Source organism: Elusimicrobiota bacterium, assembly GCA_018816525.1.
Taxonomy (GTDB): domain Bacteria; phylum Elusimicrobiota; class Endomicrobiia; order CG1-02-37-114; family XYA2-FULL-39-19; genus OXYB2-FULL-48-7.
On record JAHIVV010000054.1, the window covers coordinates 15,223 to 28,788 of the forward strand.

The window sequence follows — 13,566 nt, forward strand, 5'->3', positions numbered from 1 at the left end:
AAATGATAACTAATAATTGGCGTAAATACTTTTTAGGATTTGGCGTCATAGCAACAATATATTGCTTAATTTCTTTTTCATTAAATGGCTTGACCGAACATAAATCAGAATTCAATGTTCTGTATGGGGTTGTGCTCTCCATTACAGCATTCATCGCTATGTATATCTGCTGTCAAGGTAAAAGAGTTTATTACTCTCCAATTACTTTTGCAATGCATTTTATAATAGGTTTTCCATTAGCTTTAACATTTGTTTTAGAAGACGAAAATAGCGGTTTTGCCCACAAATATGGACAATATGGCTTTTTCGGGTTTACAAATGCAGAATATGTAAATGTTGTTTTAGTTGCAATAGTTGGAATTGCAGGCATTGTATTTGGACAATTAATTGCTAAATCACTGGTGAATAAAAACTTTAAAATAACAGAAACCTATTTTAAATTGTCGGAAAATAAATTATTATTTTTAATAATTCTATGGTTTGCATTAAGTATTATCCTTAGTACTTTAATGTGGAATTTGGGTGTGGGACAACTTGGATTAGTGAGGATTGACCCTTTGCCCTTTAGGCTTACTGGAATCATGAATTATACTAGATACATAATTGTTCCAGTAACAAGCATAATCTTATTAAGTTTGACACTAAAATATCAAAAAACAACGAATCTAAAAATACTTTTATTACTGATATTCACTGAAGGTTTATATTCAGGAATAGAAGCATTAAGCAGAGCAGCCTTATTTTTTAGGCTTATTCCGGTAATTCTATATGTATTTATGACTATCCAGACTAACGCAACTAAACGACTTGTATCAAAGTACCTAATTTTTGGCTCACTTTTACTTTTATTTTTGTTGCCTTTAACAACTGTTTTGCGCGATATGGCTTACGAAAAAGGTTCATATAAAATTAGTGAAGTTGTTGAAAAAAAAGATAAACTACATACCGGGGGTTTCCTGAATATTAAAGAAGTTGTTTCTTTTGCAGTCATGAGAATTGGCGGGGTTACTGAATTGATGGCTGTTTCTGCAAGTCCGTTAAATGATCTGGAAAGCTTTTATGGATCGATGGCTCAAAAAATAGACTTTAATAAGATTGTATATGGTCTTGATCTTACTAACGGACCAGGATTCGCGATGGGCTGGGGGGTTAGTTTCTTTGGATATCTGTTTACAAGCGGGAGTACATTAATTGTATTTTTATCATCAGCATTTATATCCGCATTTCTTGTTTGGTTAGAATTTAAGTTTTATAAGATTGATGCCCCGGAAGTAAACGCCGTTGTCGGTTTCATGCTGGCTCATTTTTGCTGGGAAGGGGTTATTAATCACGTGATTTTTTCATTGTCAGTGGTAGTATTTATTTATTTACTTTTGTCATACAAATACCATCTTAGGGAAACTAAACTTAATGTTTAATAAATTCAAACATTGCTTGAAAAAAATCAGTCTTTTAAATAAATTAAATACTTCGCTTAAGGGTTTTTATCAATATTATAAAAATAAAAGTGAATTGGCTTATTATCGTAGGCAGGCGGCCAGACATAATTTAAAGGTTAGCACTAGTGATGAGTTACGAATAGAGCTTCAAAACCGGCTTAATTCTAAAGGGATAAACCCAAAGCCAAAGCAAAAAGGCAATCTCCATATTTTTCTTGCCTATGAACAAAACAACTGGGAATCCGTGCTTCCTAGAACCTTGCAGTGCTTTGGAAAGTTAACAACATTTGAATGGAAATCATCTGGTTATAATCAGAGTTCAAACAAATGGATTAGTGTACGCGGAGAAATGAACAATAAAATGTTAAAATGTTTCGAAGAAGCCGACAAAATACAGCGAATAGACGCTTTCGTAGGATATTTGTGCGGTTACAATATATCTACGAATATTCTTAATGAATTCACTAAGTCAGGAACACCAATATTCAATTTTTGCTGGGATGATAAGCTTTTTTTTAAGGGGCCAAAAATTGAAAAAAGGTTTTATGGGTTGGCTGAAATAGCTTCCAGCATAGATTTAAATTTAACTAATGCGCCAGATTCAATTATAAAATACACTGTTCACGGCGGATTAGCAAAATTTTGGCCTGAAGCAGCGCATCCTGACATTCATAAACCTCATGAATGCAATTATCTCTATGATGTATCTTTCGTAGGTAAAAAATACGGATATAGGCCTGCCTTAATCAATTACCTTAGGAGAAATGGCATAAATGTGACGGCCTTTGGGCAAGGCTGGGAAAACGGGAGTTTATCTGACGAAGAGATGATAAAACTTTACTCAAAAAGCAGGATTAATTTAGGATTCGCCGGAGTTGCTCAGTCAAATAAACTAATGTGTTTGAAAGGCAGAGATTTTGAGATTCCGATGTCAGGCGGCTTGTATTTAACGCAAGACAACCCGGAATTGAAGCTTGTTTACGCCATAGGCAATGAAATATTAACTTATGAAAACAAAAAAGCTTGCCTTGAAAAAATTAAATGGATTTTAAATAACCCATCGAAAGCCGAAAATATTAGAAAAAACGGGAGAAGCCGTGCATTAAAGGACCATACCTGGGAAAAACGATTCGAAGAAATATTTCGATTATCGCATATTATGGCATAAATTATGAAACTATTATTTATTAACGCAATAAACACAAAAAAGTATATTGAAACTGTTTATCCGCCTTTAGGCCTGGCTTATTTGTCATCCTATTTAAAAAAGCATTTCCAGGCTATTCAAATTAAAATTATTGACAGCAAAATCGAAGAAACATTAAAAGAGTTTCGACCAAATTATGTAGGTGTTTCATCAGTTTCTCAAAATTTCAATAGAGCTATTTTTGTAGCCGATTTGTGTAAAAAGTTGAATATTCCTGTATTTGTCGGAGGAGTTCATATAACGATGCTTCCTGAAAGCTTACCCAAAATATTTGATTTCGGGGTAGTAGGAGAAGCAGAACAAACAATGGTAGAAGTTGTTGATTACTTGTCTAAAGGCGGCAAATCTGGCTCAATGGAGATGAAATCTATCAATGGCCTGGTTTTACATGACAATGAAGGTATTTTATTAACAAACAAAAGGCCTCTTTTGGAAAATCTTGACTTACTGCCCTTTCCAGACAGAGATTTGCTGAATATACACATTGGCGAAACTACTTATCTATTTTCCTCGCGTGGCTGCCCGTATAAATGTACATTTTGCGCATCAACGCGTTTCTGGAATAAAACCCGCTGGTTCTCTTCAAATTATGTTTTAGCTGAATTAGAATTGATAATAAATAAATACAAACCAAAAGTTATTACTTTTTATGACGATCTTGCTGTAGCAAATTTAAGTAGATTTCAAGAGATTGTGAAAGGCATCAAATCTAAAGGAATTGACAAAAAGGTTAAATTTAACTTCTCTTGCAGAGCCAATCTTGTAAACGAAAATTTAATAGCAACTCTAAAACAACTTGATATTGAAAGAATATGTTTTGGCCTTGAGTCTGGGTCACAAAAAACGCTGGATTTTCTCAAACCTAAAATGACAATTGAGAAAAACCGGCTGGCCCTGGATATGTTTCATAAGGCAAAAATTCCTATTCAAGCCACATTTATCATAGGTTCACCGGACGAAAGTGAAAAAGATATCCTTGAAACCTATTCATTTATAAAAAAAAGTAAATTAATAGACTTTGAGACCTATATATTAACTCCATTTCCCGGAACGCCAGTATGGGATATAGCTTTAAATAAAGGAATAGTTTCAAACGGCATGAATTGGGAAGATCTTGCCGTAGAAGTAGAAGATAACCCGGAAAATAAAATATTATTATCTAATTTGCCAAAAAACAAAATAATGGAGCTTTACAACCTGATAAAAAGAGAAAAAATTAGACGCAGGCATAAATACCTGATATTAAGGATAATAACAAATCCATTGTGGATTATAAAGAAAATTTATGAAAGATACAAAAATTACAAACATAGAAATTCTGTACGATAGTAAAACCAGCTCTTATTTTAATCTTATAAGAGAAGATTTGATTTCTGAAATTCCTTGCGGCCCAAACAGGATACTTGACATTGGCTGCGGTTCAGGGGCGACGGGTTTTGCCCTAAAACAAAAAGGTAAAGCTTCATATGTTGTAGGTATTGAGATATCTGATACGATGGCAAAAATTGCTAAAAACCAAATAGATATAGTTATTTTAGGCAATATTGAAGAATTACAACTCGATTTACAAAGCGAAGAATTTGATTTTATACTGTTAGGTGACGTGCTTGAACATTTGATAAATCCGTGGGAAGTATTGAATAAAATTAAAAACTATCTAAAACCAAATGGCCGGATAATAGCAAGTATTCCAAATGTAAGATGCTGGAAAGTTCTTCTTCCTTTACTTCTTAAGGGGAATTGGGAATATGCTGAAAGCGGGCTTTTGGATATGTCTCACCTAAGGTTCTTCACAAAAAAATCAATGATAGCTCTCTTTACTGCAGCAAAATTGAAGATATACAAGTCCTGTGCTCTAATAAATAAAAAAACTAAGACCAAATATATTGACATTATGACGTTTGGTTTTTTAAAAGAATTCTTAACATCTCATTATTTGTTCGTTTTAGGGAAATAAAAATGAAAATATTAATATATGGCGAAGGGTATTTCTTTGCAATAGCTCCTCAACTAAAAAAATCCTTTGAACAGTTGAATTGTGAAACAGATATATTCAATTGGACTTCTTATCTTTATACAGAACGAGGGGTTAATCTAAAAAATCGTGTCCTCAATAGAATAATGATGCCGCTTATTGCTTCCAGGATAAATAGGGATTTAGTAAATTGCGTAAAAAACAGCACATACGATTTTGTTTTGGTGAATAACGGATGGCATCTTACGTCCAAAACCATTGATGCCATAAAAAAACATACTAAGCATGTTATAAATTGGAGCACTGATGAATTTTTCAATAATGCGTTTTCTTCCTTTATACACACTGAAACAATTACAAAATATGATTGTGTCTTGACTCAGAGGAAACACCTATTCAACCTTTATCGCAGCAAGGGGATAAAAAAATTGGAATATTTACCTTTATTTTACTATCCTGAACATCACCCTATCGTTACATCTGAAAATGAAAAAATCATATGGGGGAGCGGTATCGCTTTTATCGGCTCCTGGAGCAAAAAGAGAGAAAGAATGATTAACTTTTTGGAAGGTCTTGATGTTAAAATATGGGGAGGCCGTTGGAATAAAAGCAGTAAGGAATTCAAAAAAAAGTTTAAAGTAAAAAACAAAATAGCATGGTTAGAAGACATGTCCAGAGTAGTAAATTCCACCAAAATAATTATAGATACTTTAACCACAGAACAAAACGATGAAATTAATATGAAAAATTACCAAGTGCCAGCTTGCGGAGGATTTCTAATTACAAATAGGACAAATATGCTATTAGAATTATTTGAGGAAGGTAAAGAAATTGTCTGTTATGATTCATACAAGGAATTGAAGGAAAAATGTGAATACTATTTGCTTCACGAAGAAGAGAGAATTAAAATAGCAGCTAACGCTCACAAAAAGGTTATTGGCGGGCAAAATACGATACTAGACATAGCAAAAAAAATATTGGATATCGTCAATACATTACCTGGAAAGGAGGTAAGACACGAATGAAATCTAAACTATTTTTTGTTACAGGCGGATTAGGGTTTATCGGCAAACATTTTGTGCAACGCTGCCTGGATATGAGCCATTTTGTAACTAATGTGGACATAATTAATTATGCGGCCGACCGTGTCGCAAATGAGGGGTTCAAAAAACACAGTAATTACCGGCACATTCAGGAAGATATTGCTAATCTCAGCCATCTGCCTGAAAGTGATTTCCTGGTCAATTTTGCGGCCGAGTCGCATGTCGACAACTCTATTGCAAACAATCGCCAGTTCTGCCATTCGAACATACTTGGTGTTCAGCGGCTTCTCGAGCTTACACGCGCCAAATCCGCATCAGGTGCGCCGCATTTCATCCAGATAAGTACCGATGAAGTTTATGGCGACATTGTAAACGGCAGGCATACCGAGTCGGATCCACTACGGCCGTCGAACCCTTACTCGGCTACCAAAGCCGCCGCTGATATGCTTGTCATTGGATGGTCCCGGACCTACTCGCTTCGCTATAACATCGTCCGTATGACCAACAATTATGGGCCAAACCAATACCCGGAGAAACTTATTCCCAAATCGGCATGGCGGATGCGGCGTGGCTTGCCGGCAATGATGCATGGCGATGGCAGTTATATACGTTCTTGGCTCCACGTTGAAGATTCGATTGACGCCATTCTCACTATCTTTGAGAAAGGAGAACCTAATACTGTTTACAACGTGCATGGCAACTGTGAATTGCCGAACATCGAAGTTTTGCGGAAGATCGCAGCCATTTTTAAAGTTCCGGAAAAGGACGCCTACATCCAAATACCTAACCGGGTTGGCCAAGATGTTCGATACAGTCTTGACGACACGCGTCTACGTGCGCTCGGCTGGAAACCGGTACGGGATTTTGACGAGGAAATCAAAAAGATTGTCGAGGAAGACGAGTTCAAAAGATTTCTATAATAACCTAAACGGGAGGTAACTTATATGAGTAAGAATGATGTTTCAGCTTGTCCAACAGGTCCCATAGTTTCAATGATTGCGCCCTTTGAAGATGGCCGGGGTTATATCCAGACGTTAGTAGACGGAGGAATACAGGCTATCCAGGTCATCACCTCCAAAGCGAACACTGTCCGGGCTAACCACTACCATAAAGCAGATTCACACTTTATGTATGTAATAAAAGGCACAATGAAATATTTCCATCGCCCGGCAGGAGATAAGTCGGCCCCAAGTTGGTTATTGGTGAAGGCAGGCCAGATGGTCTTCACTCCGCCTTTAGTGGAACACGCAGTTGAATTCACTGAAGACTCGGAATTTCTCAACATCACCGGAAAACCGCGGGACCAGGGTTCGTACGAAGATGACATAGTGCGAGTCGAACTCCATAAACTTTCGGTAAAAGGGGGCTGATTCAATGACGCTCCATCATCATAAACGAACAAATTGCAGGCTATGCGGTTCGAAGGAACTTGAAAGTGTGTTGCACCTCAAACCTACGCCTCCGGCTAACTCGTTTGTATCAGCGGCGGAGAAAGACAAACCGCAGGAATTATATCCTTTAGACGTTTACCGCTGTGCCGACTGCGGCCACCTGCAACTGCTTGATATTGTTGACCCGAAAGTAATGTTCAGCCACTACGTGTACGTATCAAGTACCTCTCCGGTAATGGTCGGCTATCTCAGAGATCAATGCGCCGCTATTGTGCGCCGGCTGAATCTCAAACAGGGAGATCTAGTGGTTGAGTTCGGCTCTAACGACGGTGCGTTACTGCGTTTCTTTAAAGAAGCCGGAATGCGGGTTTTAGGCGTGGACCCGGCAGGAAATGTTGCCCCGGATTCAGCTGAGATTGAAAATATTATCGATTTTTTCGGCGCCAAAGTGGGTAAACAAATTCGAGAAAAATATGGCCCGGCAAAGGCAATATGCGCATACAATGTTTGTGCTCACATCGATGACCTTCGCGGAGTTATAGATGGTGTCCGTTCGCTGCTAGCGCCTGATGGCCAGTTTGTGTTTGAAGTTGGCTACCTGTTGGATGTTTATCGCAAGACTCTATTTGACACTATATATCACGAACACGTTGATTTTCACCACGTCGAACCGTTGAAACGATTTTTTGCCGACAATGGGCTCAAATTACTGCATGCCGAGCGCTCCGATATTCAGGGAGGCGCGCTGGTAGGTTATGTAGGCAGTTCTACACAACATGAAGATAACACAGTTGCCGAACTTATCACTGAGGAACATAAAGCGGGACTGCACCTTGCCGATACTTTTCACCGTTGGAGTGATATGATTAACATCCGAGGCGAAGAACTAATGTTATTGCTGCGAGGGTTGAAAGCAAAAGGCAGGTCAATTGCTGCCTATGGTGCGACGGCTAAAGCAACAACAATGATGTATAACTTCGGGATAGATGTCTCCATCCTTGACTATATTGTCGATGACAATCCGCTCAAGCAGGGAATGTTCACTCCCGGATTACATATACCGGTATACTCTGCAAATGTTCTCTATCAAAAAAAACCGGATTATGTTCTTTTGCTCGCGTGGAACTTTGCTGAACCGATAGTAAAAAAACACAGGCTTTATGCCGGAAACAAGAGCCGTTTCATCCTGCCGCTTCCTAACCTGACTATAATCGGGGGTGAGTCTTAATGCAAATTGGGCTGATAGGGGCCGGGCGCTGGGGTAAACGATACATCGAGACCCTTAATCGCATGCCCGATATCAATCTTGCCTATTTAGCGAGCAGAAACCCTGAGAGCGTTTCGCTTGTCCCTTCAACCTGCAAGGTAACTCCGGACTGGCGTAATCTTTTAGAAAATACCGGCCTTGATGGCATCATTATAGCTACACCGCCGGAAACTCACCTTGAAATAGCGATAGAGTCAATCCATGCCGGCATACCGGTTTTAATTGAAAAACCCATGACGATTTCTCTGCCGGCTGCTCAAAATCTAGTTAAAGAAGCGGCTGATTGCGGAATTTTAATAATGGTTGGGCATACTCACCTGTTCAGTGCTGCGTTTCGTGGACTAAAAATGAAGGGCCAGTCTCTTGGTAAATTGAAAAATATGCATTCATCAGGAGGCGCTTGGGGACCCTTTCGCCCTGACACTCCGCCGCTGTGGGATTGGGCACCCCATGATATATCAATGTCCATAGAGCTTTCCGGAAGTTTTCCATCGCACATTAGTGCTAAACGAACCGGATTTATTCAACAACCGCAGGGAACAGGGGAGTCCTTCAGAATCATACTGGATTTCGAATCTGGTGCTTGTTCTGAAATCAATATCAGTAACATCCAACAAAATAAGCAACGGCTGTTTAAAGCCACATACGAAGGCGGTTCCCTGATTTATGATGACCTTGCGGAAAATAAACTTGTCTTTCAATTTTCTTCTAAATCAGCCGTAGAACCTGTTGCGATTGATCACTCTCTGCCGCTTACTAACCTTGTGGCTGATTTCTGCCGCGCTATCGGAGAAGGCCGACGATATGATCAGAGTTTGCATCTAGGCCTGCAGGTAGTGGAAGTGTTAACCGAATGTCAAAAGTCCCTTAATGTTACCGAGAGTTACTATAATGCAAAATCAAATAGAGCCTAAAGTTTGTGTAATAATTCCCAATAAAAATGGGGCCAAACATCTTTATTACTCACTCGATTCTTTGGCAAAAACAAATTATAAAAATTACAACGTAATATTAGTAGACGACGGTTCTGCAGATGAATCTTTAATCTATGTTAAAGATAAATTTCCAGAAATTAAGATATTAGAAAATATTGGCAAAAAGGGTTTTGCCGGAGCTGTAAATACCGGTATAAAATACGCCTTAAGTCAAAATGCTCATTATGTAGCTGTTTTTAATACTGATATTAAAATATTGCCTGAATGGATAAATCTTGTTGTCGATTTATTTGATAAGTTAAGTACGGTTGGGTTGATCGGATATACAGCAATTCCTAAAGAAGAAGAAATTAGTTTTGTAAACTGGAAAAATATTGACTTTAAATATGAAGAAATAAAGGATTCAAAAGGCGTAGAAGGCTGTTTATACTTATGTCCGTCAGCTGTATTCAGGCATATTGGTTTTTTTGACGAAGATTATTTTATGTATGGTGAAGATAATGATTTATTTCATAGACTTTTAAAAGCAAATTATAAAATCATAAAAACCAATATTCCTGTATGGCACTACGGCGAAGGCTCATCGATAAACAAAGGTTTTTTTGCTACGTGGCTCGCTTATAGAAACGCATTAAGATTTTCAATAAAGAATGAAAATATCATTGGTGTGTTTTTTAAGGTTCTCTCTCTATTAAATCAGGGATGTAACCCCTTCAGAAAAAGGAAGAAACATAATTCTGTTTACAAAAGAATGAGAAGATATAATCCAATATTAAACTTCTTGATTATCATTGGAAGCATCTTGTGGAATATTTACCATTTACCAATAACTATCAAACAACGAAATATATTTAATTCGAACTGTAAGGAGTAATAGCATGGCTCAAATATTTTATTTGATAAAAAGAGTTACACGCCTAATTATTAAGCCTTTTAAGGAAAAGATACAAGTAAAATCACTGATAAAAGAGTTCGTTCTTTTAGTGAAACAATTTCTCCATTATAACATTTCAAGCCTTCCCCGCAGTATTCATATGGAGTTAACAAGTAAATGTAACCTAGCCTGTAAAGCGTGTTACAGGACCGGCGTTTTGAAAGAATATATGAATTTAAACACAACTATGACGCTATCCGACCTTAAAAAGTTAATTGGAAAGTACGACCCAAAAAAAGTTAAATCCATTGTTTTGTCGGGAGGTGAAAACCTTCTTCACCCTGACTTTTTCGAAGCTTTGGATATATTGAGAGACAAATTTACAAAAAGCCTTCTTTTACTTGCAACTAATGGTGTTATTCTTTCGAATGATAAAAACAAATTGGAAAAAGTATGCAAATCTTCGATAAATTCTATCCAGGTTTCGCTTCATGGAGCAACACAGGAAACTATTGATTTATTGCAAAAAGGTATTAATTTACAAAAAGTTCTGGAAATAATTGAATTTATAACAAAAAATTCTAAAATAAATGTGTCTGTTAACTACGTAATTCAGGAAGAAAATGTAAACGAAATTTCAAAATTTCTTGATATAGTTTCGGAATTTAACGTCAAAGATGTTTCATTACATCCAATGAATTATGCCGGTCATAGAGAAGATGCAGTAAATTACATCGATTTATGGGAAAAAATGAATTTAGAAAAAATATTATCTAATGCCTATAAGAAAGCAAAATTTCTTGGTATAAATATTTGGCCCTTTAGCACTATGTGTACAAGTGTTTTTGATGTTGATGTTTTAACAGCCAGCGGCGATGTATTACCTTGCTGGGGACAGTATCTCGTTAAAAAATACAAAATTGGCAATGTTTTTCAGCAAAAGCCTGACGAAATACGTAAAAGTAAAGAAATTAAGGAATTAAAAAAATCGATTCTTTCGGGACGCAGCAATAACGAAATGTGCAATTCCTGCTGGGCTAATGGCAAAAAATATATATGATCATTGCGATAAACGCTATAAATGCACTGGCTGGCGCAGGTATTTCTACATTAGCCAATCTTTTACCCAAAATTATAGAGCACGACAAAAATAACAAATATATAGTACTTTTATCTACAAAACAATTTGAATTAAGAAACACAATACCTTCAGGTATACAAATTATTGAAGTTAAATATCTTCCTGTAAATCCATACTTCAGAGTAGTGTTTGAGCAATTAATTCTTCCATTTTATATACTTTTTTACAAAGTTGATTTGCTTTATTCCATGGCTAATATGACTGTCTTATTTGCTCCTTGCAAAATTGTAATGACAATAGAAAACTCAAATCCATTTTCAAAAATACCTATAAAATGGTCCTTAAATAACAGAAGTAAAAACTCATTAATCAAATTTCTATCCTGGATTTTTGTCAGAAGAGTTGACATTATACGTTTTGTTTCAAACGACTCTTTAGTGAAAATATCTGAAGAATTAAACATAAATCCCAATAAATGTGTAATGATATCGCATGGATGTGATTTTAAATTCAGCAAAATAAATCAACTGAATAAAACAAATAATTTTATCTTAACTGTATCTGCAATCCTGCCGCATAAAAACTTAGATAGACTTATAAAAGCTTTTGCGATCCTGTTTGACAAATATAACTATAGGGGTAACCTGGTGATAATAGGGGATATTTTAGATTATAGTTATTATAAAACCCTTTTAAAAACAGCTTCAGACTTTTCTGTAGCTGGTAAAGTTGAGTTAACTGGGAAAATAACATATAATGAACTATCTGCTTTTTACAGAGAGGCTGATGCATTTGTTTTTACATCTATAGAAGAAACTTTCGGGCTTCCGTTATTAGAAGCAATGACTGCAGGAGTGCCCGTAGCCGCTTCTGATTGTGACCTTAATCCATCATTAAAAAATAAGTGTTTTAATCCATTTAAAGAAATTTGCGGTGACGCAATACGTTATTTTGATCCATTTGATCAAAATAATATCGCTGAAGAAGTTAGTAAAATATTGTTCAACGATGTTCTAAAAAAAGAATTAATAGAAAAAGGGTTATCAAGGGCTGCTTTGTTTTCCTGGGATAAAACTGCAATAAGCTTAATAAATGTTTTTAACAAATTAAACTAGCATGGCTAAACCTATGAACATTTTGTTTGTGCACCAACATTATTATCCGGAACTTGTCGGAACAGGGCGTAGAGCCACGGAGATGTGTGAATTGCTCGTTAAAAAAGGGCATGAAATAACTGTTCTAACTTCATTTCCGAAAAGAACCTATCACTTAAACAAGGAAGAGCACACCAAGTATCAAGAAATCCATAATGGAGTAAATATACTGAGGCTAAATCTGATTTTTACGCCTAAAAGCAATCCTATTTTAAGGATGTTGTCTTACTTTGAATTTTCTATCATTTCTCTGTTCAAAGCAATCAGTTTACGTAAAGAAGTTGATTTATGTTTATCAATGACACCTCTTGCTTCAGGAATTCCGGGTGCCTTGCTCAATAAATTCTACAATTTGCCGCACCACTTTGATGTCACGGATATTTTACCGGCACTTGGCGTAATTTCCGGAATGTTAAAAAACAAATTACTAATTGGCATCCTGCGAAATGTAGAGCTATTTGTTTACAGAAACACAACAACTTTTTCAACAGTTACTGAAAGCATGGGGCAATATATACAGGGATGCTTGAAAACAAAAAAAGAGATGATTTGCGCGTCTGATTGGGTTGACGTATCTCTTTTTAATGAAAACAAAAATAAATACTGTTCAGAACTGAGAGATAACTATGCACTGAACAACAAAAAAGTTATCTTGTTTGAAGGTAATGTCGGAAAATTACAAAATTTGAGCATTGTTATTGATATTATTAAAATTTTAGATTCTAAAGGAATTAAGGATTTTGTTTTTTTACTAATCGGGGACGGTATTGATTTAAACAATATAAAACAACTAACAAAAAAAGAAAATATTGATAAAATAATTTTTATCGGAAGGGTCCAAAGGGAGTATATTCCAAGCTTTTTAAATATCAGCGACATTCTTTTCTCAAATTACATTGATAATACGCACCTCGATATGTATGTTCCGGGAAAAATGTACGAATATATTTCAGCAAATAAACCAATTGTGATGGGGGCCAGAGGGGAATGTGAAAAATTACTCAAAGAAAACAAAATAGGTATAGCGGCAGAACCTTCAAATCCCGCTAAACTTGCAGAAGCGATAACAGATATCCTGAAAAATGATGGTTATAAAAGAATCAATAACGAGCAGTTGATAAAGAAATATTCTTCCGAGTCCGTCGTAGATAAACTAAACAATTTTTTAGTTCATTCGTATGCAAGCAGGACTTAACTAAA

Annotated in this window: 13 protein-coding genes; all 13 read left to right on the plus strand. The window is 36.3% G+C overall.

The features are described from left to right. Nucleotides 1-2: 2 nt before the first annotated feature. Genes KKH91_05155 through KKH91_05215 form a run of 13 tightly spaced genes read left to right on the plus strand, consistent with a single transcriptional unit; the run spans nt 3 to nt 13,561 of the window. Nucleotides 3-1,418 carry a hypothetical protein gene (locus KKH91_05155; protein ID MBU0952195.1) on the plus strand — a complete coding sequence of 472 codons (1,416 nt, stop codon included), beginning with the start codon at nt 3-5 and terminating at the stop codon, nt 1,416-1,418. Next, a complete protein-coding gene (locus tag KKH91_05160; protein MBU0952196.1) occupies nt 1,411-2,607 on the plus strand; it encodes a glycosyltransferase in 1,197 nt (398 codons plus the stop codon). The genes KKH91_05155 and KKH91_05160 overlap by 8 nt, the downstream gene beginning before the upstream one ends. Nucleotides 2,608-2,610: 3 nt before the next feature. Beyond that, nucleotides 2,611-3,975: a B12-binding domain-containing radical SAM protein gene (locus tag KKH91_05165; protein MBU0952197.1), complete on the plus strand. Its 1,365-nt coding sequence runs from the start codon at nt 2,611-2,613 to the stop codon at nt 3,973-3,975. Then, nucleotides 3,932-4,603 carry a class I SAM-dependent methyltransferase gene (locus KKH91_05170; protein MBU0952198.1) on the plus strand — a complete coding sequence of 224 codons (672 nt, stop codon included), beginning with the start codon at nt 3,932-3,934 and terminating at the stop codon, nt 4,601-4,603. The genes KKH91_05165 and KKH91_05170 overlap by 44 nt, the downstream gene beginning before the upstream one ends. Before the next feature lie 2 nt (nt 4,604-4,605). Then, the gene (locus KKH91_05175) at nt 4,606-5,646 is read left to right on the plus strand and encodes a glycosyltransferase (GenBank protein ID MBU0952199.1); all 1,041 of its coding nucleotides are present in this window, start codon (nt 4,606-4,608) and stop codon (nt 5,644-5,646) included. Beyond that, complete coding sequence (locus tag KKH91_05180; protein ID MBU0952200.1) at nt 5,643-6,584, plus strand: GDP-mannose 4,6-dehydratase; 942 nt, start codon at nt 5,643-5,645, stop codon at nt 6,582-6,584. Before KKH91_05175 ends, KKH91_05180 begins: the two co-directional genes overlap by 4 nt. A gap of 24 nt (nt 6,585-6,608) precedes the next feature. Continuing rightward, nucleotides 6,609-7,034, plus strand: a complete 426-nt coding sequence (locus KKH91_05185) for a hypothetical protein (protein ID MBU0952201.1) — start codon at nt 6,609-6,611, stop codon at nt 7,032-7,034. A gap of 4 nt (nt 7,035-7,038) precedes the next feature. After that, nucleotides 7,039-8,283, plus strand: coding sequence for a class I SAM-dependent methyltransferase (locus KKH91_05190; protein MBU0952202.1), 1,245 nt, complete (start codon nt 7,039-7,041; stop codon nt 8,281-8,283). Further along, entirely contained in the window at nt 8,283-9,236 is a 954-nt protein-coding gene (locus KKH91_05195; protein ID MBU0952203.1) for a Gfo/Idh/MocA family oxidoreductase, read from the plus strand. The genes KKH91_05190 and KKH91_05195 overlap by 1 nt, the downstream gene beginning before the upstream one ends. After that, entirely contained in the window at nt 9,214-10,131 is a 918-nt protein-coding gene (locus tag KKH91_05200) for a glycosyltransferase family 2 protein (protein MBU0952204.1), read from the plus strand. Before KKH91_05195 ends, KKH91_05200 begins: the two co-directional genes overlap by 23 nt. A 4-nt stretch (nt 10,132-10,135) precedes the next feature. Further along, on the plus strand, nt 10,136-11,191 hold the full coding sequence (locus KKH91_05205) for a radical SAM protein (GenBank protein MBU0952205.1): 1,056 nt from the start codon (nt 10,136-10,138) through the stop codon (nt 11,189-11,191). Then, nucleotides 11,188-12,327 (plus strand): glycosyltransferase family 4 protein, encoded by a 1,140-nt coding sequence (locus KKH91_05210; protein MBU0952206.1) that lies wholly within the window; start codon nt 11,188-11,190, stop codon nt 12,325-12,327. Before KKH91_05205 ends, KKH91_05210 begins: the two co-directional genes overlap by 4 nt. Nucleotides 12,328-12,340: 13 nt before the next feature. Further along, entirely contained in the window at nt 12,341-13,561 is a 1,221-nt protein-coding gene (locus tag KKH91_05215; GenBank protein ID MBU0952207.1) for a glycosyltransferase family 4 protein, read from the plus strand. Nucleotides 13,562-13,566: the final 5 nt, after the last annotated feature.

Coding starts and splice junctions, on each gene's coding strand:
- KKH91_05155 (MBU0952195.1), top strand. CDS start 3: ATGATAACTAATAATTGGCGTAAATACTTTTTAGGATTTGGCGTCATA.
- KKH91_05160 (MBU0952196.1), top strand. CDS start 1,411: ATGTTTAATAAATTCAAACATTGCTTGAAAAAAATCAGTCTTTTAAAT.
- KKH91_05165 (MBU0952197.1), top strand. CDS start 2,611: ATGAAACTATTATTTATTAACGCAATAAACACAAAAAAGTATATTGAA.
- KKH91_05170 (MBU0952198.1), top strand. CDS start 3,932: ATGAAAGATACAAAAATTACAAACATAGAAATTCTGTACGATAGTAAA.
- KKH91_05175 (MBU0952199.1), top strand. CDS start 4,606: ATGAAAATATTAATATATGGCGAAGGGTATTTCTTTGCAATAGCTCCT.
- KKH91_05180 (MBU0952200.1), top strand. CDS start 5,643: ATGAAATCTAAACTATTTTTTGTTACAGGCGGATTAGGGTTTATCGGC.
- KKH91_05185 (MBU0952201.1), top strand. CDS start 6,609: ATGAGTAAGAATGATGTTTCAGCTTGTCCAACAGGTCCCATAGTTTCA.
- KKH91_05190 (MBU0952202.1), top strand. CDS start 7,039: ATGACGCTCCATCATCATAAACGAACAAATTGCAGGCTATGCGGTTCG.
- KKH91_05195 (MBU0952203.1), top strand. CDS start 8,283: ATGCAAATTGGGCTGATAGGGGCCGGGCGCTGGGGTAAACGATACATC.
- KKH91_05200 (MBU0952204.1), top strand. CDS start 9,214: ATGCAAAATCAAATAGAGCCTAAAGTTTGTGTAATAATTCCCAATAAA.
- KKH91_05205 (MBU0952205.1), top strand. CDS start 10,136: ATGGCTCAAATATTTTATTTGATAAAAAGAGTTACACGCCTAATTATT.
- KKH91_05210 (MBU0952206.1), top strand. CDS start 11,188: ATGATCATTGCGATAAACGCTATAAATGCACTGGCTGGCGCAGGTATT.
- KKH91_05215 (MBU0952207.1), top strand. CDS start 12,341: ATGAACATTTTGTTTGTGCACCAACATTATTATCCGGAACTTGTCGGA.